General features: G+C 68.3%; 25 protein-coding genes and 2 pseudogenes. 16 read left to right on the forward strand and 11 right to left on the reverse strand.

Annotation, left to right across the window (positions count from 1 at the left end; all coding sequences use genetic code 11):
• Nucleotides 1-46: 46 nt before the first annotated feature.
• Nucleotides 47-1,336: a hypothetical protein gene (locus tag ACWCSU_RS16220; RefSeq protein WP_449935701.1), complete on the forward strand. Its 1,290-nt coding sequence runs from the start codon at nucleotides 47-49 to the stop codon at nucleotides 1,334-1,336.
• A gap of 392 nt (nucleotides 1,337-1,728) precedes the next feature.
• Here the strand turns inward: ACWCSU_RS16220 and ACWCSU_RS16225 are convergent, their stop codons facing one another.
• Entirely contained in the window at nucleotides 1,729-2,175 is a 447-nt protein-coding gene (locus ACWCSU_RS16225; RefSeq protein WP_449935702.1) for a hypothetical protein, read from the reverse strand.
• 193 nt (nucleotides 2,176-2,368) lie between these two features.
• Nucleotides 2,369-2,821, reverse strand: coding sequence for a hypothetical protein (locus tag ACWCSU_RS16230; protein WP_449935704.1), 453 nt, complete (start codon nucleotides 2,819-2,821; stop codon nucleotides 2,369-2,371).
• Nucleotides 2,822-3,121: 300 nt separating this feature from the next.
• On the opposite strand from ACWCSU_RS16230, the gene ACWCSU_RS16235 reads away from it, so the two are divergent.
• The gene (locus tag ACWCSU_RS16235) at nucleotides 3,122-3,433 is read left to right on the forward strand and encodes a hypothetical protein (protein ID WP_449935705.1); all 312 of its coding nucleotides are present in this window, start codon (nucleotides 3,122-3,124) and stop codon (nucleotides 3,431-3,433) included.
• A gap of 228 nt (nucleotides 3,434-3,661) precedes the next feature.
• On the opposite strand, the gene ACWCSU_RS16240 is transcribed toward ACWCSU_RS16235, so the two are convergent.
• On the reverse strand, nucleotides 3,662-4,126 hold the full coding sequence (locus ACWCSU_RS16240; RefSeq protein ID WP_449935707.1) for a hypothetical protein: 465 nt from the start codon (nucleotides 4,124-4,126) through the stop codon (nucleotides 3,662-3,664).
• A 244-nt stretch (nucleotides 4,127-4,370) separates the two neighbouring features.
• On the opposite strand from ACWCSU_RS16240, the gene ACWCSU_RS16245 reads away from it, so the two are divergent.
• From ACWCSU_RS16245 to ACWCSU_RS16255, 3 genes and pseudogenes are all read left to right on the forward strand, one after another.
• Nucleotides 4,371-4,823 (forward strand): RNA polymerase sigma factor, encoded by a 453-nt coding sequence (locus ACWCSU_RS16245; RefSeq protein WP_449935790.1) that lies wholly within the window; start codon nucleotides 4,371-4,373, stop codon nucleotides 4,821-4,823.
• Nucleotides 4,816-5,736 (forward strand): hypothetical protein, encoded by a 921-nt coding sequence (locus ACWCSU_RS16250; RefSeq protein WP_449935708.1) that lies wholly within the window; start codon nucleotides 4,816-4,818, stop codon nucleotides 5,734-5,736. The genes ACWCSU_RS16245 and ACWCSU_RS16250 overlap by 8 nt, the downstream gene beginning before the upstream one ends.
• Nucleotides 5,737-6,278: 542 nt before the next feature.
• Nucleotides 6,279-6,542 (forward strand): annotated as a pseudogene (locus ACWCSU_RS16255) (DUF5984 family protein); the annotation flags it as partial.
• Nucleotides 6,543-6,613: 71 nt separating this feature from the next.
• On the opposite strand, the gene ACWCSU_RS16260 reads toward ACWCSU_RS16255, so the two are convergent.
• Entirely contained in the window at nucleotides 6,614-7,348 is a 735-nt protein-coding gene (locus ACWCSU_RS16260) for a Type 1 glutamine amidotransferase-like domain-containing protein (RefSeq protein ID WP_364095986.1), read from the reverse strand.
• Nucleotides 7,349-7,641: 293 nt separating this feature from the next.
• On the opposite strand from ACWCSU_RS16260, the pseudogene ACWCSU_RS16265 reads away from it, so the two are divergent.
• Nucleotides 7,642-7,901: pseudogene (locus tag ACWCSU_RS16265) on the forward strand (Imm8 family immunity protein).
• Between the two features lie 63 nt (nucleotides 7,902-7,964).
• On the opposite strand, the gene ACWCSU_RS16270 reads toward ACWCSU_RS16265, so the two are convergent.
• Nucleotides 7,965-8,786, reverse strand: a complete 822-nt coding sequence (locus ACWCSU_RS16270) for a hypothetical protein (protein ID WP_449935709.1) — start codon at nucleotides 8,784-8,786, stop codon at nucleotides 7,965-7,967.
• Between the two features lie 203 nt (nucleotides 8,787-8,989).
• Nucleotides 8,990-9,694, reverse strand: a complete 705-nt coding sequence (locus tag ACWCSU_RS16275) for a class I SAM-dependent methyltransferase (protein WP_449935710.1) — start codon at nucleotides 9,692-9,694, stop codon at nucleotides 8,990-8,992.
• Between the two features lie 55 nt (nucleotides 9,695-9,749).
• Between ACWCSU_RS16275 and ACWCSU_RS16280 the strand changes: the two genes are divergently transcribed.
• Complete coding sequence (locus ACWCSU_RS16280; protein WP_397042202.1) at nucleotides 9,750-10,592, forward strand: hypothetical protein; 843 nt, start codon at nucleotides 9,750-9,752, stop codon at nucleotides 10,590-10,592.
• Between the two features lie 125 nt (nucleotides 10,593-10,717).
• On the opposite strand, the gene ACWCSU_RS16285 is transcribed toward ACWCSU_RS16280, so the two are convergent.
• Together ACWCSU_RS16285 and ACWCSU_RS16290 are read right to left on the reverse strand one after the other, a co-directional pair.
• The gene (locus ACWCSU_RS16285; RefSeq protein ID WP_449935711.1) at nucleotides 10,718-11,488 is read right to left on the reverse strand and encodes an arylamine N-acetyltransferase family protein; all 771 of its coding nucleotides are present in this window, start codon (nucleotides 11,486-11,488) and stop codon (nucleotides 10,718-10,720) included.
• Nucleotides 11,489-11,542: 54 nt separating this feature from the next.
• Nucleotides 11,543-12,292 carry a class I SAM-dependent methyltransferase gene (locus ACWCSU_RS16290; RefSeq protein WP_449935712.1) on the reverse strand — a complete coding sequence of 250 codons (750 nt, stop codon included), beginning with the start codon at nucleotides 12,290-12,292 and terminating at the stop codon, nucleotides 11,543-11,545.
• Nucleotides 12,293-12,364: 72 nt separating this feature from the next.
• On the opposite strand from ACWCSU_RS16290, the gene ACWCSU_RS16295 reads away from it, so the two are divergent.
• The gene (locus tag ACWCSU_RS16295; protein WP_449935713.1) at nucleotides 12,365-12,934 is read left to right on the forward strand and encodes a CGNR zinc finger domain-containing protein; all 570 of its coding nucleotides are present in this window, start codon (nucleotides 12,365-12,367) and stop codon (nucleotides 12,932-12,934) included.
• A 27-nt stretch (nucleotides 12,935-12,961) separates the two neighbouring features.
• On the opposite strand, the gene ACWCSU_RS16300 is transcribed toward ACWCSU_RS16295, so the two are convergent.
• Together ACWCSU_RS16300 and ACWCSU_RS16305 are read right to left on the reverse strand one after the other, a co-directional pair.
• Complete coding sequence (locus ACWCSU_RS16300) at nucleotides 12,962-13,903, reverse strand: D-2-hydroxyacid dehydrogenase family protein (RefSeq protein WP_449935715.1); 942 nt, start codon at nucleotides 13,901-13,903, stop codon at nucleotides 12,962-12,964.
• A gap of 312 nt (nucleotides 13,904-14,215) precedes the next feature.
• Complete coding sequence (locus tag ACWCSU_RS16305) at nucleotides 14,216-14,587, reverse strand: hypothetical protein (RefSeq protein WP_449935716.1); 372 nt, start codon at nucleotides 14,585-14,587, stop codon at nucleotides 14,216-14,218.
• 292 nt (nucleotides 14,588-14,879) lie between these two features.
• Here ACWCSU_RS16305 and ACWCSU_RS16310 point away from each other — a divergent pair, with 292 nt between their 5' ends.
• From ACWCSU_RS16310 to ACWCSU_RS16345, 8 genes are all read left to right on the forward strand, one after another.
• The gene (locus ACWCSU_RS16310) at nucleotides 14,880-16,736 is read left to right on the forward strand and encodes a glycosyltransferase family 2 protein (RefSeq protein WP_449935717.1); all 1,857 of its coding nucleotides are present in this window, start codon (nucleotides 14,880-14,882) and stop codon (nucleotides 16,734-16,736) included.
• A 74-nt stretch (nucleotides 16,737-16,810) separates the two neighbouring features.
• Nucleotides 16,811-17,818, forward strand: coding sequence for an energy-coupling factor ABC transporter permease (locus tag ACWCSU_RS16315; RefSeq protein WP_357708198.1), 1,008 nt, complete (start codon nucleotides 16,811-16,813; stop codon nucleotides 17,816-17,818).
• 23 nt (nucleotides 17,819-17,841) lie between these two features.
• Nucleotides 17,842-18,597 (forward strand): cobalt ECF transporter T component CbiQ, encoded by a 756-nt coding sequence (cbiQ, locus tag ACWCSU_RS16320; RefSeq protein ID WP_357708199.1) that lies wholly within the window; start codon nucleotides 17,842-17,844, stop codon nucleotides 18,595-18,597.
• Complete coding sequence (locus ACWCSU_RS16325; protein WP_449935720.1) at nucleotides 18,591-19,328, forward strand: energy-coupling factor ABC transporter ATP-binding protein; 738 nt, start codon at nucleotides 18,591-18,593, stop codon at nucleotides 19,326-19,328. The genes cbiQ and ACWCSU_RS16325 overlap by 7 nt, the downstream gene beginning before the upstream one ends.
• Before the next feature lie 161 nt (nucleotides 19,329-19,489).
• Nucleotides 19,490-19,828 (forward strand): STAS domain-containing protein, encoded by a 339-nt coding sequence (locus tag ACWCSU_RS16330; protein WP_449935722.1) that lies wholly within the window; start codon nucleotides 19,490-19,492, stop codon nucleotides 19,826-19,828.
• Between the two features lie 48 nt (nucleotides 19,829-19,876).
• The gene (locus tag ACWCSU_RS16335; protein WP_357708202.1) at nucleotides 19,877-20,650 is read left to right on the forward strand and encodes an SDR family NAD(P)-dependent oxidoreductase; all 774 of its coding nucleotides are present in this window, start codon (nucleotides 19,877-19,879) and stop codon (nucleotides 20,648-20,650) included.
• Nucleotides 20,651-20,656: 6 nt separating this feature from the next.
• Nucleotides 20,657-21,421: a crotonase/enoyl-CoA hydratase family protein gene (locus tag ACWCSU_RS16340; RefSeq protein WP_357708204.1), complete on the forward strand. Its 765-nt coding sequence runs from the start codon at nucleotides 20,657-20,659 to the stop codon at nucleotides 21,419-21,421.
• Nucleotides 21,422-21,535: 114 nt separating this feature from the next.
• Nucleotides 21,536-22,156, forward strand: a complete 621-nt coding sequence (locus ACWCSU_RS16345) for a rhomboid family intramembrane serine protease (RefSeq protein WP_364095954.1) — start codon at nucleotides 21,536-21,538, stop codon at nucleotides 22,154-22,156.
• Nucleotides 22,157-22,159: 3 nt separating this feature from the next.
• Here ACWCSU_RS16345 and ACWCSU_RS16350 read toward each other — a convergent pair whose 3' ends face one another.
• Nucleotides 22,160-22,738 carry a TIGR00645 family protein gene (locus ACWCSU_RS16350; RefSeq protein WP_357708207.1) on the reverse strand — a complete coding sequence of 193 codons (579 nt, stop codon included), beginning with the start codon at nucleotides 22,736-22,738 and terminating at the stop codon, nucleotides 22,160-22,162.
• Between the last annotated feature and the right edge of the window lie 17 nt (nucleotides 22,739-22,755).

The following is a 22,755-nucleotide window of genomic DNA, read 5'->3' on the forward strand; positions in this document are numbered from 1 at the left end:
CCCTTGTTTCCCCTTTCGAGCCCCCAGCCGGGAGGAAGACCCGCAGATGCCCGACTACATCCCGAACGTGCGGCTTCGTGCCTGGCGCAACGAGCAGCGGCTCACCCGCGCGGACATGGCCGACCGCATCAATGCCACGCAGGTAGGTATTGCCGAACGTCTGACGTGTGACGAAGAGCGGGTCCGCCGCTGGGAGGCCGGCGAAGTCCGATGGCCTCGCACGCCCTACCGGCTCGCACTGACGCAACTGACCGGACTGGAACCGGAAGCACTCGGGTTCTTCCAGGGAAGGCAGAACGACAGCCGCATCATCGAGGCTCGCGTCATCCCAGCCGACGCGCTGCGAGCCGAAGCCGATCTCTACGGGACGATGGAACTCGCCCAGCAACTCCAGGCATCCGACGTCGGAACCGGCACCCTGGAGGCCCTTGCCGAGGCCGTCGACCTGTTGTGCCGCGCCTATCCGGTCGTGCCCGCAGGCACGCTCCGCGACCGCACACAAAAGCGCCTCGCCCAGATCAACCACCTACTGTCTGGGCGCCTCACCTTCGATCAGCATCGCGAACTGCTCGTGATCACTGGATGGCTGACCGCGCTACTGGGATGCGTTCACTATGACCTGGGTGAGAGGGAAGAAGCCGAGACGGCTCGACGCGCCGCGTTCGAGATGGGCCGCCAGGTCGGACACGGCGAACTCATGGGCTGGGCACACGAGATGTCCGCGTGGTTCGCCCTCGTTGAAGGCCGCTATGAAGACGTTGTCACCTCCGCCCGCATGGGCCAGGCCGTCGCCGGCACCAGCAGCGCCATGGTCCAACTCACTCTCCAAGAGGCCCGCGGCTTGGCCCGCATCGGCGAGCGCCGGGAAGCCGACCGCGCCCTGACTCGCGGAGCCGAAGTCCTCAGCAGCCTGCCCATGCCCGACCACCCAGACCACCATTTCGTCTTCGACCACGCCAAGTGGGTCTTCTACGCCGCCACCTGCTACACCTGGCTCGCTGACGACGACCGCGCCGAAGAACACGCCCGCGAAACCATCCAGATGCACACCCGCCCAGACGGCACCTCAAACGCCCCCATGCGGGTCGCCGACGCACACATCGATCTCGGTATCGTCCACGCCCGCCGAGGAGAACTCGACGCAGCAGTTGACGAGGGCCTGGCCGCATTCGACATCGACCGCCGATCCCTCACAGACCTCGTGAACCGCGCCGGAGATCTCGATCGCGTACTACGGCAACGCTACCGACGCGAGGCACTTGCCGAAGAGTTCCACGAACGCTTCGTAACCGCCCGGAGAGCCTTGACCAGCCGCCGTCCTGACGTGCTCGATTGAGAGCAACGAGGGCGTATTTGCGCGTCTGCCGAATTGCCGAGTTGTTCTTTTAGGTATCAAGCGGCGGCGCGGCGCGCTGCCGTACCCCCGGCCCTCCGCCCGCCGCCGTCCGGGCGTGCGGCCCGGGGGCCGGTCCCGGACGGCGGCGGGGCACCGGGCCGGGCATCGCACGCCGGCCCCGCCGCACTTGCCGAACGCGCCGACCGGGGTTGCCACGCCGCCGCACAGATGCAGCCCTACGATCGCCACTGCGTGGCCGGCCGTCTCGGATTGCTGGGGCGATCGACGATCCGTGCTTCGTTCCTCAGCACGGCTCACTGAGCAGGGTCCTTGCGGTCCAGCTCCATGCCGAGGGTGCTCCAGGTTCTGGGAGCTACACCACGAGATGACGGTTAAGACAGCTTCGGTGAGGCAGCGGTTCTGCGGAGAGCCACCTCGTACTGCTGTCTGTCGAAGACAAAAGGACCAAGCGCCCCGAGATCCCAGTTGCGGCGGTGGCCGTTACGGAACCCAGACCAAGTGACGATCTGCTCGGTTACCTCGACCTGCGCGGTCAACGGCCAGCATTCCCACTCACCGCATTCGCAGCCCAGCAGCACCGTCTCTCCTTCGGAAAACCACTGGAGATGGGGTGCCCCGAGGAAATGAGTGCTTGGCCAGCAGATCAAGTCCCGCTCCAGTAGCCCAGCATAGGCACCCGCGATGCTTGGGCTGGAGGCCAATGGTAGTTCGACGACGCGCGCGAGTTCGATGAGATTGATGCCGTCGATCAGGATGTCCATGTGCGGATAGACGCTGGGGGCGACCGGCCCTGCAACGCGGAACTCGATCATATTCACGGCGACACCTTATGTCCTAAATTCAGGATGCCTCGCCACTTTCACGCGGTCACGAACGCCCCCGGGGCACCAGGACAGGGCCAAGACCAAGTTTCGGGACGTGCGGGATGAACTGTCGGTTCCGTGGTCGATCAGAAGTGCAGGTCGTAGAGCACTCAGCGTCGGAGCCGTCAGCCCGCTGGAATGCTGGCGGCTACGACGGCGGACGGCGATTGGTTGACCAGAGGCCGTTCTTCTTGAGGAGCCGTTTCGCCGCGTGCTGATTGGCTTGGGACCCTCGGCCGAGTGCGATCTCTCGGAGTAGTTCGGTGAAGAGCTCGATCTCCTCGGGGGTGATCCATGCCAGTGTCCTTGTGACCCAGTAGTCCGACTGCGTCACCATCAGGCCGCATTGAACAACTGCCTGTAGCGCCTCGGCTAGGTCTGGATCACCAGGACGAAGCAACTCTCTGGCCTGGCCCTCCACCTCCTCCCGTGGCCTCTCCAGCAGCGGGAGGAGTCCTATCCGCGATATCTCAAAGGGAGTGTCCGTGTCCGCAGGACGTGACTCGACGGTCCAAGCTCCCCTGGCAATCACCAACCACGGACCCTGAGGCTTGACAGCCACGACCCTACGCAGCGAAGCATCCTCCATGCCCATCAGCATGGCACGTCGCCTTGGCCAAGATCCGGGATATATGCGGCGTGATCCACACAGCGACTGCCGAAACTTCCTGGACGTCAGCTGGCCAGCAGGCATGTGATGCGCCAAAGGATGGTCACATTTCAAATCCGACGCCATTCGAAGCCGCGTGCCCGTTGCGTGCCCGTACGGTCGGCGACCATCGGAGAGTCACAGGGGCTCACGGTAAGTGGATCTGCATACCCCCAGGTCGGTTTTCGCAGCTCAGAAAGCATGATGTTGAAGGACTTCCCAAGCTGACAGGCCATGTTTACCCTCGCCCTCATGACGCCACCGCGTGAACTTCCCCTGAACGTCGAGTGTGTTCGTGACATGCGAGGCTTCGCCGGCTATCTGGAGATCATGGCGGACGACTTCGATGCCGACCGTGCCGAGTGCGAACGGCAAGTCCGCAAAGGTAAGCAGTTCGTCGATGGCCGCTGGAGCACCTTGTACGTTGGCGACTTCCTCAGAACTTGGGCGGCGTGGCTCCAGGACGGTTGTATCCGTGAAGGAGCTCCGTTCGAGGGCGATGTTGACCCGCCGACGTGGCAGTCCCTCGCTCTCCAGATCCACGCCGCCCACCTGTACGAGTAGGCCGTCCTGGGAGCCACTCGAACGGACGATCATGAACTAGGCCGAACGAATGTGAACGGCCGGAGCCCGATGAGGAGTAGGGCGAACGGCCCTGAACAGTACTGGAGATCGTTTGGGGACCTTGTAAACAGAAGGTCAGGGGTTCGATTCCCCTCGTCGGCTCTGCACGTAGAAGGCCCTTTCCCGTGATCGGGAGAGGGCCTTTTCGATCTCGTGCAGCAACCGTCTCTAGCCGAAGATGCCCTGCCCGTCGCGGCCTGAGGGGTCCATGGTGAGCAGGCTCTCATGAAGACCTTGTACAGCTCTGCCCGTGAGTTCGCCTGACGGTGTGGTTTCCATGAGACGCCAGCCAGGGGTGTCGGTGGGTGCGTCGTCGTCGCGGCCGTGGGCGGTGAGGCTGTGAAGGAGACCGAACGCTGTTTCGTAGGCGGCCACCTGGGCGACCCGGGCAAGGTCGGTGGGGTCCGCGCCGTCGGCGAGCAGTCGAGCAGCCGCGGGAATGCCTTCCAGCGCTCCCGGCGCAGCCCAGCCGTTGATCAGGTCTGGCCATATGCGCCGCAGCGCCAAGAAGCCGGCCAGCTGAGGTACGTCCTCCGAGATCTCTGAGGCAGCCCACTCCTGAGGGTCATCGGCGCCCAGCGTCGCGAAGAGATTCTGCAAGGCGTGCACCGCAGCGCGATCGGCTTCATTCATTCCGCCATCTCAGCATGGCACGCGATGAGAAAGGGCCCTGGAATCCGCCCACGGCATGTCCGTTCACCTGATGCACCGTTGACGGCGCTCTTGCCGGCACTCGGTCGAGGGGGCGGCCCTGGCTCTGCTGCGATGTCATGCTTCCGGCACATTGATCGGCAACCCGTGTGACCATCCTCGCCGCGGTGGCGTCTGTATGTGACGTGACAATCGAAACCGTTCGGGGGGCGACATCATCGAGGAGCTGTATCGCGAGCACTGGCCGCTCGTGTGCGGGTTCCTCTTGCGCAGGACCCGCGATCCGCATCTCGCCGAGGACCTGGCGCAGGAGACGTTCGTCAAGGCGACCAGAGCGCTGCTCGGTTGGCGGGGTGATAACGCGGCGGCGTGGCTGCTTACGATCGCGCGCAACGTCCTGGTCGATCACGTACGTAGGAGCCGCCGCGAGATGGCCCTACCGAACCCTGACGAGTTGGGTGTACCGCCGCTGCACGTGGACTCGCTGGACGTGCGCGACGCGCTCGAGCGGTTGCCCGAGCAGCAACGCCGGCTGCTCACGCTGGTCTACTTCGAGGGCTTCTCGATGGTGGAGGTGGCCGCGATGACCGGTAGGTCGCACAACTCGATCAAGACCGCGGTGTGGCGGGCGAGGGCCGCCTTCGCCGACCTTTACGAGGAGAGCAATGGACATGCCTGAAATGCCAGACCTGCCGGACTTCGACCCCAAGCGCACCCGGCGCGCGGTTCGGCGGGGGTTGTTCAGGACGGTCGCCCTCGTCCTGGCCGTGCTGGCGCTGCTCGCGGTGGCCGCGACCGAGGGCTCGTCCCTGGTGCAGACCCGCGGCGACCGGGAACGCCGTATGCAGGCCGTGCTCGGCACCGCGTTCAAGATCTACAACCCGGCGTACACGGTGACGGTCGGCTCCTGTTGCCAGACCACGCCCCTCTCGATGTCGTTCGAGGTGGCCGCGCGTCCCATCGCGCCGACCGGAGACTGGCCGGCCGGGAGCGAGCCGTACGCGATCAGTCAGGACTTCTTCGGCCGCGTGGGCCGCCTGCCGTTGGGCCACACCGCCAACACCCGGCTTTCCCAGTCTCTGTTCGACATCGGCACCACGCTGGCGCCCAAGGACGACGTGCGCGTGGTGCTCGCCCGGCTGCCCGCCGACCTCAGCTCGCTGGCGGTTGTGGAGTTCGAGCAGCCGCTCGGCGAGGCCGAGATGAAGTCGGTCGTGAAGCAGTACGGCACCTGCGCCGAACGGATCGTGTACGAGCGCAGACCCGGCTCCCTCCCTGTCACCTGGGGCTTCGACTACTGGAACGACGCGATGGACCCCGGCAAGAGCGGCGACAAGACCGAGGACATGTGCGGTGGCAACCTGCCGCAGTTCCGCGACTGGGTCGCCCTGCTGCGTGACCACGACAACGCCAACCTGCGATCCTTCGACCTGTCCTTGGATCGGCTGCGCAAGGCAGCCGAGGCCGGGCTCGCCTACGGCTATGTGGACCAGCTCAGCTCGGTCCGCGAGCTGCGGGAGCTGCTGAAGGACCCGAGGGTGCGGACGATCCGCCTGGCCGGTGTGGCGTTCGACCTGGACCGGCCCCGCTGAGGGCCATCGCCGTCGACTACGTCCTGGCCCGGTCGGACTTCCGGCGGCTTCGCCGGACGCGTGCCCTGACCGGCCACCACGGGTCCTCTGTCGAGTAGCGCACTTGCGCGTTCCACCTCTGCCTGATCATCCCGTATGCCATCGTCCCGCCCGAAAGAAACGGGCCAAGGCCAAGGCCACGGGGACGGGGTGATCAGGCTTCCCCCCTACAACGAGCCGGCCATTGGGCCGAGGCGGAAGGCGCCCCGGACCGCAGCTCGCGCGGGCTGCGACGGCACAGCCACCGCTTTGATCGCGAAGGACGTCTACGGCCACCTGCTGGAGGGGCGGCCACGGAAGCCATCTCCAACGCCCTCCCGGGCGGACAGGCCCCGGTGGCTCCCAAAGGCGCCGAAGACACCGGTTGAAGGTCGGAATTCAGCAGGCCCCTGACGGCGTAACGCCTGCTCAGGGGCCTTTCGCTTGCAGAGCCGACGAGGGGAATCGAACCCCTGACCTTCTGTTGACAGGGGCAGGGCGAGCGCCTGGCGGATCACACTCTGATGATCTTCCAGAGGCGTGCTGGGCCGCTCTCGCGTGGCGCCGCTCATCCGTATGTGGCGCAGGACGGACGACCGCGACGAGGTGGTCGTGAAGTGGCTTGCGCCGGTCCGCGTAGCACTCGTATCGTCCTTGTCCACCTCGAAGCGATCGAGGATTTCGGGCGGCGAGTGGTCACAGCCGTGGAAGAGCGGATCACCGAGCTTGAGCGAATGGGGGCGCCGGCTGGCGTCGAGCTGGACTTCGGAGAGTTGCGCATCGAGCACGTGCGTGATGCCGGCAGCTCGGATGGGTCACGGGTTGGGGCCGCGGGGGCGGAGCTGCAGCGCAGTTCCTCTCAAGGGACCCAATGGCGGGCGGGAAGGGCCTGCTCGCTGTGCCCGCCCTCGCCGTCCGCCTCGACGAACCATGCGTTCCGGTCCGGAAGGACGCTCACGACCTCGTGCAGTTCGGTGCCGACGTAGTGCAGGGCGACGCCGTCTTCGGTGGCGTACCCCGAAGGCAGCGTCTCTCTGCCCACGAGTTCGCGGAACCGTGCCCGCCGGGGCTGATCGCGTAAGTCGTCATGGACGCCGTTGCTGAACGGCAGGAATCCCAATCCGTCGTCCAGGGGATCGAGTTCGTCGCCGAAGGAGTCGGTGACGCCGCCCGTGTGCCAGCACAGGCTGCCCGCGCTCTGTCCGGCAAGTACGACACCCTTCTCCCAGCACTCACGCAAGATCTCATCGAGGCGGTGCGCACGCCAGACCGCCAGCAGGTTCACCACGCTGCCCCCGGATACGAAGATCACATCCTGGGCAAGGAGATGCGCCCGCACGTCGGCCACGTTCGGCTGGGTGAACAGCTGGAGATGGGAGAGGTGCGTGTCGCCGAAGGACGCGGCCCGCGCGGACCAGCCGTCGATGTGCTCTCGCGAGTCACCCACCGCCGTCGCGATGAGGCACATGCGCGGCTTGCGCACAGCGGCCAACTGTCTCGCCTGCCATATCTGAACGCCGACGTGCCTGAATCCCTCAGGCGGATACAGCACACCGGAGCAGGCCAGGATCTGGGACTCTCTGATCACGATCACGCATTTTCCGCCTGAGAAGGGTCACGTGCAATGAGCCCTTCGTCGCCCTCACCGGCTTCATGCCTCCATCGGGGCCTCGGTTCCGGGTGAGGACGGGAGCGCCTGGTTCCGGACAGTGCCGGCGACGTCGGAGAGGGGAATCGGATTCCGCGTCTCACGCCTCACACAAGGCGTGGTCCACGTGATTCCGAAGCGATCATTGAGTGGTGAGGGCACGAGGAGGAGCGTTCCGCTGGGTCGATCTTGAGGCTGGGAGGATCGACGATCCCGCCCATGCCTGCGAGCTTCTGGAAATGTATGTCGGTCCTCAAGGTTGGGTGGGTGAGGAGCAATTTCAGCTCACCGTCTGTACTCCGTCGGCGCTCGTGGAGAAACTTGGGCAGCGGCCTTTATCGTCGGTCGGCACTGGCTCTTTGTCGCCGAACTTCATCCTGACAAGGTGACCGAGTGGCTGAGCGATCGGATCGCCGTACTGGAGGCGCCCACTTGGGGCGAGCTGGCGGAGAGGATCGGCCGGATCGGGGCGTGGGAGTTCGAGGATCACACCGGGTGAGGGTTGGGGGCTGCTGTACGGCGGGGCCGTACAGCAGTGGTGCCGGCGGGAGTGTGGTGGGGGTCAGAAGGGGCCGAATTCGGGGTAGCCGGCCTTGATGACGGCCTGGCGGGTCTTCGCGTTGAGCTTCTTCTCGCTGATGACCTTGGTGGCCGCCGGTGCGGTGATCTTCGTCTTGACGCCCCACCCTGAGAACTTGGTGTCGGTGTGGAAGGCCATCTGCTCGTAGGCGTCGCTGTCCGAAGTGGATGTGCTGTCGACGACGGCGCGGGTGAGCAGGTTGTTCTTGTCGAAGTACAGGTGGAATTCGACGTCGCCGTCACCGGCGGCCTTGTTGTGGCGGTAGGCGGCGAGGGTGGAGGTGCCCTGGTATTCGCCGGTCGCCACTTCGGAGGAGTTGGCCAGCATAAATTTCAGGTCGGCCGGCGTGATGCCGGTGTCGAGGATGGAGTTCTCGTGGTCGCCGGTCCTCGCGCCGATCCAGGGACGACCGGCGGGCAGCGCCTTGGCGATTCCGGCGTTCGTCACGTACGCGTTTCTGCCTTCGGCGATGACCCGGTAGGGCGGCTTGGCGGCCTTCTGGCGGGAGGACATGCGGACGCGGAGGTCGGCGGCCGCCACGTTGCCCTTCCCGAACGCCAGGGTGCCGTCGGTGCGGGTGTTCACCTGCACCTGCATGGCCTGGTCGTTGGCGGTGAAATCGAGGGTGATGCTGCTTAATTCGGTGATCTTCACTCCCTTGCCCGGGAGCAGTTGGGCCTTCAGGGCTTTCACCGGGTCCGCGGGGGCGGCCTGCACGGTTGCCAGGGATGCGGCCTGAGCGGGTACGGCTGCCGCGCACACGACTGCGGCCGTGGTCGCGAGGCTTGCGAAGAAGAGCTTCATCAGGGTCCTTGATCGGGTGAGATATAGCAGAGGAAAGAGTAAGAGAATGGTGTTGGGGAGATGAGGGATATCTCGTAACGATCCTGTGCCGAGTGGTAATTCTGAGTTTCAGTGGTGGTGCGGGATATTGAGGGAGCCGTCGATTTGCCCGGACGTCGAGAGGCGATGGCGGTCGGTGTGGCAGCCCGGTGTTCGAGGATGGTTCAGGGGCGTCGCCAGGCCAGGAGGCCGTCGGGGGCGTCGGCCTGAACGAAGCCTGCGCTCGCGAGCTCTTCCCGGAGGGTTTCCCAGGCAGGACGGTAGGCGTGGCCGACGAGTTCTTCCTCGCTGAGCAGTTTGTCGCCCTGAGTGATCCGGTAGAGGTAGCGGCACGTGGCGCCTTCGTCATCCGACTCTGTGATCTCGGACGAGACCGTGTACGTGTGGCGGCCCACCTGGCGGGAGTCGAGTTGCCGCATGGGACGGGGTTTCGGCGGGCCGCCGTCGCGCCAGGTGAAGATCAGAAGACCGCCGGGCTCCAACTGGCCGGCCAGGACGGGCCAGAGCCGCTTGCGGTAGCCGGGTTCCAGGGCGTACATCACGTTGATCATCACCATGGCTTCGAGCGGGTCGTCGAGGTCGAGGCTCAGGGCGTCGTGGGGGAGTACGGTGATCCGTTCGAGCAGGTCCGGGCGTTCGGCCAGGCGGGACAGTAGGACCGCGCGCATCGCGGCCGAGGGTTCCAGGGCGAAGATCTCGGCTGGTGTCCATTCGGCCACGGATGTGGTGATCAGGCCGGTTCCGGCGCCTATCTCCAGGATGCTGCGGTGAACTCCGGCCAGGAGGGGCGGCAACTTCCTGCGGACGTCCGGTACGTGGCTGTTCACTGCGAGCAAGTCGTAGAAGACGGGGGAGATGTAGTCGGCCATGGCCGGTCACCGTAGTTCAGGTGGTTCACGAGCGCGGGTGGGCGTGGTGCTCTTCATGGCACTGCTCATCGGGCTGGTGTGCGGTGGGGATGATTCCGGGCGACGGGGGACGTTCCAGGGTCGGGCCCGTGAGGTGGCTGCGCGGTGGCAGGGGTCGGCGGACGATCGTGCCTGGCGCGACGGGTTCGTGGCGTTGGAGGTGTTGAATCCGCAGGGATGGGCGCGGGTGGGCGACATTCCGGCCTGGGTGAACAGGAGCGCGCACAACGGTGTGTGGCGGCTGGACGTCGAACTGCCCACGGACACACCGCCCAGCGCGGACGTGCGATGGCCGGACGGGAAGGTCTCGCGTGTGCCGCTCGTGTCGGCGTCCAGGGCGTACGCGGAGTTCGGCAGGCCGGCCCCCTTCATCGAGGACGAGTGCCCGGCCGAGGGTTGCCGTCCGCTTCGGGTGGTCGGTGTCCGGCTGGGCCGGGTGCCGGTGGAGACCAGCCGGGGGACGGTCCGGGTCCCCGCGTGGGTGTTCAGCGTTGAGGGGGTCGAGCAGAAGAAGGTGCATGTGGCGGTCGATCCGTCGGCCGTGACCGCTCGTCCCGAGCGGGTGCCGGGGAAGGTCGAGGAGGTGCTGGCGTACGACCTCGTCGCGGGCGAGTCGCAGGGGCTGCTGCTCCGGTACGGGTACGGCGCCTGCGAGACCGTGCACGGGGTTCGGGTCTACGAGACGGACCAGGTGGTGGTGGTCGATGTGGACGAGGGAAGTGCCAGGGTTGTCCAGGTGTGTCCGGCCATGCTGAAGACGGCCACGACCACCGTCACGCTCGCGCGGCCGCTGGGGAACCGGCTCGTGCTCGACTCCGAGGCGGGGCTGCCGGTGTTGCGCGAGCCGATCAGGCGCTGACGACGCCTCGGCACCGCCGCTCAGAAAGAGCCGAAAGGGCCCGAGAGCCAGGAAGAGCCAAAGGGGCCCGAGAGCTAGGAAGAGCCGCAAAGGGCCCGAAAGAGCCCGGAGAGGGACAGGGGGAGTCAGGCGCCGGCTGCCGGTGCCCGGTCCAGCAGCACGCCGAAGTGCTCCCGGTACGCCGGAAGCAGCTCGTTCTCGTTCAGGATGCGTTCGGCCCGTTCCCCCTGCCGGGTGACGATCAGCTTGCGCCCGCTGACCGTGGTACGCCCCTCCGCCGTACGGATCGAGCAGACCGGCGACCTGGTGAAGTGCGAGTCCGGCGAGGTCGCCTGCCACCAGCAGGTCGGTACGAAGTCGGCCAGTTCATACGCCCGCCCCGTGAGCCGGTAGGCGATCTCACCGTTGTGCGACACGTCGAGATCGCCGTGCTCCCCGGGAGCGGGGACGATCCGGAACGTCCCGGCCGGGTCCTTCTGCTCGCCGCGCTCGTCCAGCCGCAGCGGCTCGTCGGCGAAGTCGCCGAAGCCGACGTCCACCAGCCACGACTCGTCGAGGTCGACGCGGAGCGCGAGGTGGTCGAACAGCGGCCCGGGCCGGCCGCCCCCGAACACCCGCGCCGCGAGCATGGTCACCCGATAGCCGAGTGTGGTGAGCAGCGCGGCGAACAGGCCGTTCTGCTCGTAACAGAATCCGCCGCGGCGGCGGGTGACCAGCTTGTCGAACAGGGCGTCCGTGGCGAGCGAGATGGGTTCGCCGAGGTGGATGCTCAGGTTCTCGAACGGCACCGCCCTCAGGTGCGCGAGCTGGAGGGCGCGCAGGCCGTGGACGTCCGGGGGCACCGGCCGGGACGCTCCGAATCTGTCCAAGTAGCGGGTGACTTGCGACTCGTCCATGACGTACAGGAAACCACGTCTCGCCTGCTCGTGCCCGCCGGATGGCGTCGGGGCTCAGCTCCGTACGGCGCACAGCAGACGGTTGTTACCCCGCTGCCACAACGTGCCGATCTCGCCGAACCCGGCCTTGGTCAGCGCGTTGACGTGGTGCTCGACCAAGTGGGACTCGGAGCCGTCGTGGGAGGCGCCGGCCGTGCTGCGCTCCTGGCTGAGGTCGGCGAACGCGGGGTCGGCGGAGATGGCGTCCCACCAGGAGCGCCAGTCCTCGGGGAGGCGGTCGCCGAAGACCCGGTCGGTCTCGCGCTGGTGCACCGCGCGCTCCAGCCGGGCCAGGGTGGGGGAGGAGGAGTCCATGTGGTCGCCGTTGAGCAGGACCCCGCCGGGACGCAGCACGCCGGCCAGCTCGGCGTACGTCTCCTGGAGCTCCTCCGGCGAGATCCAGTGGAGCGCGGTGGTGCTGACGGCGGCGTCGGCGGGACGGTCGAGGCCGAGCGCCGCGGTCCATCCACCGGTGCGCAGGTCGGCGGAGACGAACCGAAGACCCGGGTAGGCGGCCCGGCCGAGACCGAGGAGCAGCGGGTCGGCGTCGACGGCGATCACGGTGGCTTGGGGAAGGCGTTCGAGCAGCCGGGCGGACAGCGACCCCGGCCCGCAGCCCAGGTCGATGACCACGGGATCGGGTCGTCCCAGGGCCTCGACCGCGTCGATCAGCGCGGTGAAGCGGGCCTCCCGGTCGGGCAGGTAGCCCTCCTGCTGGCGGTCCCAACGCTCGATCCAGTGCAGTGCGACTTCGTGGGTGAGCATCACAATCTCCCTGTAACCGTCGTCTAAGATTTGGGCAGTCACAACTTAGAGCGCGAAGGTGTAACTGGTCAAGTGGATTACAACAGTCACACGGATACGATCATCCGGGTCGCGGTGGCGCTGGTCAACGGGTTGACCCCGGGCGAGCAGCGAGGGCGTGAGTTCCCCGCCCCCGGCGACCTCGTCGCGGCGGCCTCCGAGGCGCTGGACAGCGTCTATCCCGGCCACCGTGAACTCGGCGCGGCCGACGCCGCCGAGCTGGCCGAGGTCGCGGCCCGGTTGCGCGAGGTGTTCCGGGCGGTGGCGGACGGCGACGCCGACACCGCCGCCCTGGCCACCAACGCGCTGCTGGAGGAGAGCAGGGCCAGGCCGATGCTCGAACGCCACGACGGCGAGCCGTGGCACCTGCACTTCCACGGCCCCGGCGGCTCGCTGGCGGGCGACTGGGCCGCGAGCTGCGCGACCGGGCTCGCGATCGTGCTCGGCAGCGAGTTCAGTGACCGCCTCGGCGTCTGCACCGCCCCCCACTGCGACCGCGTCTACGTGGACGTCTCCCGCAACGGCACCCGCCGCTTCTGCTCCACCGCCTGCCAGAACCGCGTCAAGACCGCGGCCTTCCGCGCCAGGACACGGACCGAGTGAACCGGCCAGGAGGTGAACCGGGCCGGGTCAGCTGAGGACGCGGATCGGCGCGCCGTCCAGGAACGCGTCGATGTCCTGCACGGCGTCGCGGAAGAAGGTCTCGTAGTTGCCGCCGGTGACGTATCCCAGATGCGGGGTGGCCAGCACGTTGGGCAGTCTGCGCAGCTCGTGCCCGGCGGGCAGGGGCTCGGTCTCGAAGACGTCCAGCCCGGCCCCCGCGATCAGCCCCTCGCGCAGCGCCGACGCCAGGGCGGCCTGGTCGACGATGGCCGCCCGCGAGGTGTTGACCAGGTAGGCGCTGGGCCGCATCAACGACAGCTCGCGCTCGCCGACCAGCCCGCGGGTGCGCTCGCTCAGCACCAGATGCACGGAGACGACGTCCGACTCGGCGAACAGCTCCTCCTTGGCCACCGCCCGCACGCCCAGCTCGCCGGCGCGCGCCGCGGTCAGGTTCTGGCTCCAGGCGATGACGTCCATGCCGAACGCCTGCCCGATCCGGGCCATCTGCGCCCCGATCTTGCCGAGGCCGACCAGCCCGAGGGTGCTGCCGTGCAGATCCATGCCGACGGTGCTCTGCCACGGGCCGTCGGAGCGCATCGCCGTGGCCTCGGGCACCAGGTGCCGGGCCAGGCCGAGGATCAGCGCCCAGGTCAGCTCGGCCGGCGGGGTGGAGGCGCCGCCCGTGCCGCACACCGTGACGCCGCGGGCGCGGGCGGCGTCGAGATCGACGGAGGCGTTGCGCATGCCCGTGGTGATCAGCAGGCGCAGCCGGGGCAGCCGCTCGAACACCTCCGCGGTGAACGGCGTGCGCTCCCGCATGATGACCACGATCTCGACGTCGGCGAGGGCCGCGACCAGCTCGTCGTGGCTGGTGAAGTGGCCCCGGAAGCTCGTGGCCCGGACCCGCGACCAGTCGGCCAGGCCGAGGGCCACGCCCTGGTAGTCGTCGAGGACGGCGCAGCGCAGCATGACCTGTGATCCTACGCCGCGGCCCCCTGCTCCAGCTCCCCGGCGGGGCCGGGGAGCTGGAGCCCGTTCAGTCGGCGGCCAGCCTTTCCGCCTCTTCGTGCAGCGCCGCGACCAGGATCAGCTCCAGGTTGAGCTCCTCCAGGTCCGGCGTCGCCAGACCGTCAAGGACGCGCATGGTGGGCCTCCCTGCACAAATGACGTCTCAGGTGTCACATAGGTTCACATCTATCTGAGACGTTCTCAGGGGAGGCGCGGACCGGGGCCGGTGGGGTCATTCCCGCGCGGGTTGCGGCAATTGTCCAGGGCAAATCATCAGGCCACTCCTGGCAGGCCGGAATCGCGGTTCAACTCCATCTCCATCTGCATCGCCAGAATCTCCTGCCGCTCCTCGTTGATCCTGCGGCAGAGCGTCACATATGCGGTGAGAACCTTGGAGTAGGAGGCTCGCGCCTGCTCCAGTTGGGTGCGCAGCCGTTCGATGCGGTCGAGGTCGGCGAGCTCCTCGGCCTCCGCCTCGGCCAGCAGCGCGCGGGCCTCGTCGACGATCTCCTCGGCCCGCATCCGCGTACGTCGCAGCATCGCCGAGCACTGGAAGAGCTCGGTCAGACGCGCTGAGGAACGAGCGAAGTCGGACTTGCTCATCGTCATGCCGCCCGCCCGATGCCAGCGAAGATTCGATGCCATTCCCGCCACCTTCCCGGTCAAGGTTGCCTAACTGTAGACGTCTGTACCCCGCCGGAGGATGACGCGCGAGCCCGAGGAGTAGGTCCATGCTCCCGGCGGAGAGTTTCTTCCTCTCACAGGTCGAAGATTTTCCCCTGAAACTCATTCGGTCACCGCTGAATGTGCTGATTAGGGCCGTGTCTGGGGTCTTTTCCGAGGAATGCAACGAATCGCCGTGCTGGGCAAATTAGGTGGCTCGAAGACGGTCGATCGGCCCCCGCGGCGACGGGCGTTCGTCACATACTGAAACGACATGGCAGCGCAACGTGACTCTGAGGTGGCGGTAGTGGTGGCGATGTCGGTGGCGGGGAACAACGACGAGACGGTCGACGTCAGCGTCGTCATCCCGGTGCACAACTGCCGTCCCTATCTGGACAGGTGTCTCACCTCGGCGCTCGTGCAGCGGGTGAAGAAGGAGATCATCGTCGTCGACGACGGCTCCACCGACGGCGGCGCCGAGCTCCTCGACCTCTACGCGACCTACCACCAGACCAGCGTGAAGGTCGTGCACATCGAGGGCTCGGGCGGCGCGGGCCGGCCGCGCAACGTCGGCCTCGGCCACGCCACCGGCCGGTACGTCTTCTTCTGCGACGCCGACGACCACCTCGGCCCCGAGGCGCTCGAACGCATGGTCGCCATGGCCGACAGGAACGGCTCCGACATCGTGCTCGGCAAGATCGTGGGCCACGGCAGGCGGGCCCCCGCCTCGATGTTCCAGCAGAACGCCGAGCGCCTGACCCTCGCCGACAGCAACGTCTACAACAGCCTGAGCTGCTTCAAGCTGTTCAGGCGGGAGATGGTCGAGCGGCACGGCATCCGCTTCGCCGAGGACATGCTGGTCGGCGAGGACATCATGTTCACCGTGCACGCCTACTGCCACGCCGGCGTGATCTCGGTGGTCGCCGACTACGACTGCTACCACCTGGTCTCCAGATCCGACGGCACCAGCATCATGCAGCGGGCGGGCAGCAGGGACCCGGTCGCCTGGCTGTCCATGATCCGGCGGCCCATCCGGCTCATGGCCCGGCACGTCGAGCCCGGCCCGCTGCGCGACCACCTGCTGCGCCGGCACTTCAGGCTTGACGCCTTCGCCCAGCTCGGCGCGGTGTTCCTGGAGAGCGACGACGTACGCCGCAAGGAGATCGCGCAGGAGGTCGCGGCACTGTGCGACGAGTGGTTCACCCCCGGCGTGCACGCCCGGCTCAACAGCATCGACAAGCAGCGCGTGGCCGCGCTCGGCGACGTCGACCGCCTGGTGCGGCTGGCCCGCATCGAGAGCGCCACCGTGCGGCGGCGGCTGACCGGGCTGCGCTGGGAGGGCGACCACCTGGTGGTCACCGGCACGGCCGGCCTGGACGGCATCAGCCAGGACGACGGCGTGGCCCTGGTGCTGCGCGCCCGCAACGACCCGCACGGCGAGCTCGTCGTCCCGGCCGAGCGGCGGGGCGCCGAGTTCACCGCCCGGGTGGACGTCGCCGCGCTCTCCTCCGGCGTCTGGGACCTGCGGGTGGCGGTCGAGCTGGAGGGGGTGGTGCGCCACGGCAGGCTGGGCGCCGACCGGGACAACGGCGTCACCCGGCCGCCGGCCCACCTGATCGGCGGGGTGGTGACCCTGCCGTACTTCACCCGGGACAACGGCAACCTGAGCATCGACGTCGGCGGGCACGTGGTCGCCGTGCCCGGCACGGTCCGGCTGCACAGGACGCGGTGGGCGCTGGGCCACCGGCTCGTCGTGCACGGCGAGGTCAGCGTGGCCGGGACGGTCCCCGAGTGCACGGCGGTCAGGCAGATCGTCTGGCGGGAGCGGCGTACCGGCCGCGAGCGCGCCGAGCGCGTGACGGCGCTGCCCGGGGGCGGGTTCGCGGCCAGGCCGGCGGTGGGCCGGCTCCCGCCCGGCACCTGGGACGCCTACCTGGAGCTCGACCTGGGCGGGCCGCCCGCGCGGTTCAGGGTCGAGACCGACGCCGAGACGGTCGCCGGTCCGCGCAGGTGGTGGGGTGCGGCGTTGCTGCGCAGCGTGCGGCCGTACGCGACCTCGGGGAAGGGGCGGCTGAGCACGGTCGTGCACCGGCTGACGCCGCGAACGATCCTCAGGAGGATGCTTCAGTAATTGCCACCTATGTGCAGGTGCAAGGCAATGCTCTAAAGTGAGAAGGATTTGTTCGTCCTTCTGGAGGCGTTGCCGTGCACGTACCCGATGGCTTCTTCAACGCAGCTACTTCCGTCTCCGCCGGAGCGGTGGCGGCCGCCGGGGTGGCGGTCTGCCTGCGGGGCGCACGCCGGGAACTTGACGACCGGACCGCGCCCATGGCGGGGCTCGTGGCGGCCTTCATCTTCGCGGTCCAGATGCTGAACTTCCCCGTCGCGGCGGGCACCAGCGGCCACCTGCTGGGCGGCGCATTGGCGGCGATACTCGTGGGGCCCTACACAGGGGTGCTCTGCATGGCCGTGGTGCTCCTGGTGCAGGCCGTGTTCTTCGCCGACGGCGGGCTGACCGCGCTGGGCGTCAACATCACGATCATGGGCATCGTCACCGTGCTGGTCGGCTGGGGCGTGTTCCGGCTGGTCACCGGGTTGTCCAGGGGCAGGGGCGGGGTGACGCTCGGGGCGTTCCTCGGTGCGCTGATCTCGGTGCCGGCCTCGGCGCTGGTGTTCTCGCTGCTGTTCTGGATCGGCGGGACCGCGCCCATCGAGGTGTCGGCCGTGGCCGCGGCCATGGGCGGCGTGCACGTGCTGATCGGCATCGGCGAGGCCCTGATCACCGCCACCACCGTCGCCGCCGTGCTGGCCGTCCGGCCCGACCTGGTCTACGGCGCCCGCGGGCTGGCCAAGCCGCTGGTGCTCAAGGGCGCCGAGGGCACGACCACGACCGTGGGCGAGGAGGCGCCGGCGGCCCGGCCGGGCGCGCTCAGGCCGTTCCTGCTGGGCGGGATCGGGCTGACCCTGGTGCTGGCCGGCGTGGTCTCCTTCTTCGCCGCCTCCGACCCCGACGGGCTGGAGGCCGTGGCCGAGAACAAGGGCTTCAGCGGCCAGGCGGTCGACCACGCGTTCGGGTCGTGGGCGCTGGCCGACTACGGTGAGGTGGGCGGCATCCCGGTCGGCGTGGCCGGGATCGTCGGCGTCGGGCTCGTGCTGCTCATCGCCGGTGGCGTGGCGTTCGCCGCGCGGAGCCGTACGAACGTGGGGGTCTGATCTGTGAGAGACGGTGAGTGACGGTGGGCGCGGGGCATCGGCACGATCTCTATCTGCCGGGTGACTCACCGGTCCACCGGTTGCCGCCGCAGTGCAAGCTGCTCGCCGTCTTCGCCTTCGCCGTCGTCGTGGTGGCCACGCCGCGGGAGCGCTTCTGGGCGTTCGCGGTCTACGCGGTGCTGCTCGGGGGCGTCGCGCTGGCCGCGCGGGTGCCGTTCGGGCACGTGCTGCGGCGGATGGTGATCGAGGTGCCGTTCGTGCTGTTCGCGTTCCTGATCCCGGTGATCGGGATGGGGGAGCGCACGACGGTGCTGGGGGTCTCGCTGAGCGTGCAGGGGTTGTGGGCGGCCTGGAACATCCTGGTCAAGGCCACGCTCGGGGTGATCGCCTCGATCCTGCTCGCGGCCACCACCGAGCCGCGGGTCATCCTCGTCGGGGCCCAGCGGCTGCGGCTGCCGAGCCTGCTGGTGCAGATCGCCATGTTCATGCTCAGGTACATGGACGTGATCGTGGAGGAGATGCGGCGGATGCGGGTGGCGCGGGAGTCGCGCGGGTTCGAGGCGCGCAACTTCCGGCAGATCCCGGTGATCGCGCGCTCGGCCGGGGCGCTGTTCATCCGTTCGTACGAGCGGGGTGAGCGGGTGCATCTGGCGATGCTGAGCCGCGGCTACTCCGGACGGATGCCGATAATTCAAGATATTTCGGCATCCATCGGGCAGTGGGGGGCGGCGCTCGCCCTGCCCGTCACGGCACTCGCGGTTCTGGGGCTCTCATGGTGAACTCTCTGGAGGTCAGTGACCTGGCCTACGCCTACCCCGACGGCACTCAGGCGCTGTTCGGCGTGAACCTGGCGATCGGCCGCGGCGAGCGGGTGGCGCTGCTCGGCCCCAATGGCGCCGGCAAGACGACCCTCGTCATGCATCTCAACGGCATTCTCACCGCCGGGCACGGCAATGTGGCCGTGGGCGGCGTCCCGGTGCGCAAGGACACGCTCAAGGAGATCAGGCAGCGCGTCGGCCTGGTCTTCCAGGACCCCGACGACCAGCTCTTCATGCCCACGGTCAAGGACGACGTCGCCTTCGGCCCGGCCAACGCCGGACTCAAGGGCGCCGAGCTCGACCGGGTGGTCCGCGACGCGCTCGACCGGGTCGGCATGCTGGAGGCCGCCGACCGGCCGCCGCACCACCTGTCGTTCGGGCAGCGGCGCAGGGTGGCGGTGGCCACGGTGCTGGCGATGCGGCCGGAGATCCTGGTGCTCGACGAGCCCTCCTCCAACCTCGACCCGGCCGCGCGCAGGGAGCTGGCCGAGATCCTGCGGTCGCTGGACGTGACGGTGCTCATGGTCACCCACGACCTGCCGTACGCGCTGGAGTTGTGCGAGCGCTCGCTGATCCTGTCGGGAGGCGTGATCGCCGCCGACGGCCCGACACGCGAGCTGCTGGCCGACCCCGGGCTGCTGGCCGACCACCGCCTGGAGCTCCCTTACGGCTTCGCCGTCCCGGCCGGGTGAGGCGACCTGGCGCCCAGGTCGCGGGCCGGGTGGGAACCCTTGGTGCGACCTCCGGCGCGCGATCGATCCGGCCCGGTCCTTCCACATCCGGCTCTTCGTAGTTTGTGCATGCCCGCTATCCGGGGATGTCGAAGTACAGTGGCTCATCGAGGAGGGGCCAAATGAAGCTGCGGCTTGCGCGACACGCCCTGGGTGACGCCGTGGTGGTGGCCGTTGAGGGAGAGCTCGATCTGTTCACCGCACCGTTCCTCCGCGACGAGGTACGCGACGCCATCAAGCAGGACAGCGCCAGGCTCGTGCTCGACCTGCAGCAGCTGTCGTTCATGGACTCCAGCGGTCTTTCGGTGCTGATCGAGGCCTGGCGGCTGGCCACCGGAGAAGGCGGCGGGGTGTGCCTGGCCGCGCCCCAGGCGCCCGTGGCCCGCATCCTGCGGACCACGGGGCTCGACCGGCGGATCAAGGTGTACGCCGACGTCGACAGCGCCGTGGGGGAGATTTAACCCGCCCCGAGTAGAACTTCATTCGGTTGGCGCGTTAGGGTCCGGGATATGGACGTCAACGGATCTGCAGCAATCATCTCCGGCGGTGCCAGCGGCCTTGGCGAGGCCTCGGCCCGTGAGCTCGCCCGGGCGGGCGCCACCGTGGTCATCGCCGACCTCAACGAGGAGCGCGGCAAGGCCGTCGCCGACGAGCTCGGCGGCGTCTTCGTCAGGACGGACGTGTCGGACGACGATCAGGTGCAGGCGGCCGTCGACGCGGCCGTGGCCACGGGCAAGCCGCTGCGCGTCGTGGTCAACAGCGCGGGCATCGGCTGGGCCGAGCGCACGGTCAACCGCGAGGGCAAGCCGCACAACCCGGCCACGTACCGCAAGGTGATCGAGGTCAACCTGATCGGCACGTTCAACCTGATGCGCGTCGCCGCGGCCGCCATCGCCGCCACCGAGCCGGTCGACGCCGACGGCCAGCGCGGCGTCGTGATCAACACCGCCTCCGTGGCCGCCCTGGAGGGCCAGACGGGCCAGCTCGCCTACTCCGCCTCCAAGGGCGGCATCGTGGGCATGACGGTCCCCGCCGCGCGCGACCTGGCGGCCATCGGCGTCCGCGTCAACACGATCTGCCCCGGCATCATCGACACCCCCATCTACGGCTTCTCCGGCAACGCCGAGGAGTTCAAGGCCAAGCTCGTGGCCCCGGTCGTCTTCCCCAAGCGCATGGGCCGCGCCGACGAGTTCGCCCACCTGGTCCACTCGCTCATCCAGAACGACTACATGAACGCCGAGGTCGTGCGCTTCGACGGCGGCATCCGCTTCCAGCCCAAGTGAGGTCTCGTGTCTGACGAAGTGCTCGTCGAGCAGTCCGGAAACGTCGCGATCATCACCATCAACCGGCCGAAGGCGCGTAACGCGATCAACGGCGCGGTGGCCCGGGGGATCGCCGAGGCGCTGGACACCTTCGACGCCCGCGCCGAGATCTCGGCGTACGTGCTGACCGGCGCCGGCGGCACGTTCTGCGCGGGCATGGACCTCAAGGGGTTCCTGACCGGCGACCTCCCGGTGGTCGAGGGCCGCGGCTTCGGCGGCATCGCCGAGGCGCCGCCCAAGAAGCCCCTGGTGGCCGCGGTCGAGGGGTACGCGCTGGCCGGCGGGTTCGAGCTGGCCCTGTCCTGCGACGTCATCGTGGCCTCGTCGGAGTCCACGTTCGGGCTGCCCGAGCCGAAGCGCGGGCTGGTGGCGGGCGCGGGCGGGATCATGCGGCTGCCGCGGCGCATCCCGTACCACGTGGCCATGGAGATCGCCCTGACCGGCGACCACTACCCGGCCTCCCGCCTGTACGAGCTGGGCCTGGTCAACCGGATCACCGAGCCGGGGGCCGCCCTGGAGGGCGCGCTGGAGCTGGCCCGCAAGATCGCCGCCAACGCGCCCCTGGCGCTCGCGGCGACCAAGAAAGTGATCATCGAGTCCCAGGACTGGTCGCTGGAGGAGATGTTCAAGAAGCAGGGCGCGATCATCAACCCGGTGTTCGGCTCCAAGGACGCGATGGAGGGCGCGGCGGCCTTCGCCGAGAAGCGCGCCCCCCAGTGGAAGGGCGAGTAACCCTCGCCGGCACGCCGGCCCCTTCCGGGACGTCCGGGAGGGGCGGCGTCAACGCGCGCGCGTGAGCTTTCCTGCGTACGGTAAAAAAAGAGGAGACGACCACCAGGAGAGCGCATGAGCGACCAGTCCGGTTCCAGGTTCGAGTCGGCCAGGCGCGGCGCCGGCACCTTCCTGTCGAGCGCGATCAAGGCGATCGTCATCCTCGGGTCCATGCTCGCCGTGATGTGGGTGCTGGAAGGCGTCGACTACGTGATGGGCGGCGCGCTCGACTCGTACGGCATCGCGGGCTGGGACCCCGACGGTCTGCTGGGCATCTTCTTCGCGCCGTTCCTGCACGGCGGCTTCGGCCATCTCATGGCCAACTCGCTGCCGCTGCTGGTGCTGGGCTTCCTGGCGGCGGTGCGCGACATCCGCAAGTTCCTGTGGGCCACGCTGCTGATCGTGGTGATCGGCGGCGTCGGCACGTGGGTGTCCAGCCCCGGCGTGATCACGATCGGCGCGAGCGGCCTGGTCTTCGGCTACTTCGGCTTCGTGCTGGCCCGGGGGCTGTTCGACCGCCGCCTGGTGGACATCCTGATCGGCATCGGCGTGGGCGTGGCCTACTACTCGATCCTGTGGGGCCTGCTGCCCAACCAGCAGGGCATCTCCTGGCAGGGCCACCTGTTCGGGCTCCTGGGCGGCGTGGTGGCCGCCTGGGTGCTGCGGCGCAGGAAAGAGCTGCCCGCCTCGCTCTGAGCCCTACAGGTGCGGCTTGGTGTGCTCGGCCGGCGAGCTGGAGAGCATGCGGTCGATGAGCGCCAGGCCGATCGCCGAGGCCACGAACGCCAGATGGATGATCGTCTGCCACATGATCTTGTCGTTGGGTACGTCACGCGCCCGGATGAACGTCTGCAGCAGGTGCACCGATGAGATGCCGATGATGGCCGTGGCCAGCTTGACCTTCAGCACGTTGGCGTTGACGTGGGAGAGCCATTCGGGCTCGTCGGGATGGTCGTTGAGGTTGATGCGCGAGACGAACGTCTCGTAGCCGCCGATGATCACCATGATCAGCAGGTTGGAGATCATCACGACGTCGATCAGCGCCAGCACCGTGAGCATGACGACGACCTCGGCCGACGTGCCGTCGCCGGTCGCCGGGTGCAGGAAGACGCTGCTCAGCAGGTGCCACAGCTCGGTCATGAACTGCCAGACGTACACCGCCTGGGCCACGATGAGGCCCAGGTAGAGCGGGACCTGGAGCCAGCGGCTGGCGAACATGAGGTAGCCGAGGCTCCGGGGCAGCGCTCGCCCCTGGCCGATAGGGGGCTTTTCAGGCAAGAATGTTTCCTACTGAT

Source organism: Nonomuraea sp. NPDC001699, assembly GCF_053596455.1.

Coding starts and splice junctions, on each gene's coding strand:
- ACWCSU_RS16335 (WP_357708202.1), top strand. CDS start 19,877: ATGGACGTCAACGGATCTGCAGCAATCATCTCCGGCGGTGCCAGCGGC.
- ACWCSU_RS16305 (WP_449935716.1), bottom strand. CDS start 14,587: ATGGCATCGAATCTTCGCTGGCATCGGGCGGGCGGCATGACGATGAGC.
- ACWCSU_RS16310 (WP_449935717.1), top strand. CDS start 14,880: ATGGCAGCGCAACGTGACTCTGAGGTGGCGGTAGTGGTGGCGATGTCG.
- ACWCSU_RS16280 (WP_397042202.1), top strand. CDS start 9,750: ATGGCACTGCTCATCGGGCTGGTGTGCGGTGGGGATGATTCCGGGCGA.
- ACWCSU_RS16275 (WP_449935710.1), bottom strand. CDS start 9,694: ATGGCCGACTACATCTCCCCCGTCTTCTACGACTTGCTCGCAGTGAAC.
- ACWCSU_RS16220 (WP_449935701.1), top strand. CDS start 47: ATGCCCGACTACATCCCGAACGTGCGGCTTCGTGCCTGGCGCAACGAG.
- ACWCSU_RS16285 (WP_449935711.1), bottom strand. CDS start 11,488: ATGGACGAGTCGCAAGTCACCCGCTACTTGGACAGATTCGGAGCGTCC.
- ACWCSU_RS16235 (WP_449935705.1), top strand. CDS start 3,122: ATGACGCCACCGCGTGAACTTCCCCTGAACGTCGAGTGTGTTCGTGAC.
- ACWCSU_RS16325 (WP_449935720.1), top strand. CDS start 18,591: ATGGTGAACTCTCTGGAGGTCAGTGACCTGGCCTACGCCTACCCCGAC.
- ACWCSU_RS16250 (WP_449935708.1), top strand. CDS start 4,816: ATGCCTGAAATGCCAGACCTGCCGGACTTCGACCCCAAGCGCACCCGG.
- ACWCSU_RS16330 (WP_449935722.1), top strand. CDS start 19,490: ATGAAGCTGCGGCTTGCGCGACACGCCCTGGGTGACGCCGTGGTGGTG.
- ACWCSU_RS16290 (WP_449935712.1), bottom strand. CDS start 12,292: ATGCTCACCCACGAAGTCGCACTGCACTGGATCGAGCGTTGGGACCGC.
- ACWCSU_RS16345 (WP_364095954.1), top strand. CDS start 21,536: ATGAGCGACCAGTCCGGTTCCAGGTTCGAGTCGGCCAGGCGCGGCGCC.
- ACWCSU_RS16300 (WP_449935715.1), bottom strand. CDS start 13,903: ATGCTGCGCTGCGCCGTCCTCGACGACTACCAGGGCGTGGCCCTCGGC.
- ACWCSU_RS16230 (WP_449935704.1), bottom strand. CDS start 2,821: ATGCTGATGGGCATGGAGGATGCTTCGCTGCGTAGGGTCGTGGCTGTC.
- ACWCSU_RS16270 (WP_449935709.1), bottom strand. CDS start 8,786: ATGAAGCTCTTCTTCGCAAGCCTCGCGACCACGGCCGCAGTCGTGTGC.
- ACWCSU_RS16240 (WP_449935707.1), bottom strand. CDS start 4,126: ATGAATGAAGCCGATCGCGCTGCGGTGCACGCCTTGCAGAATCTCTTC.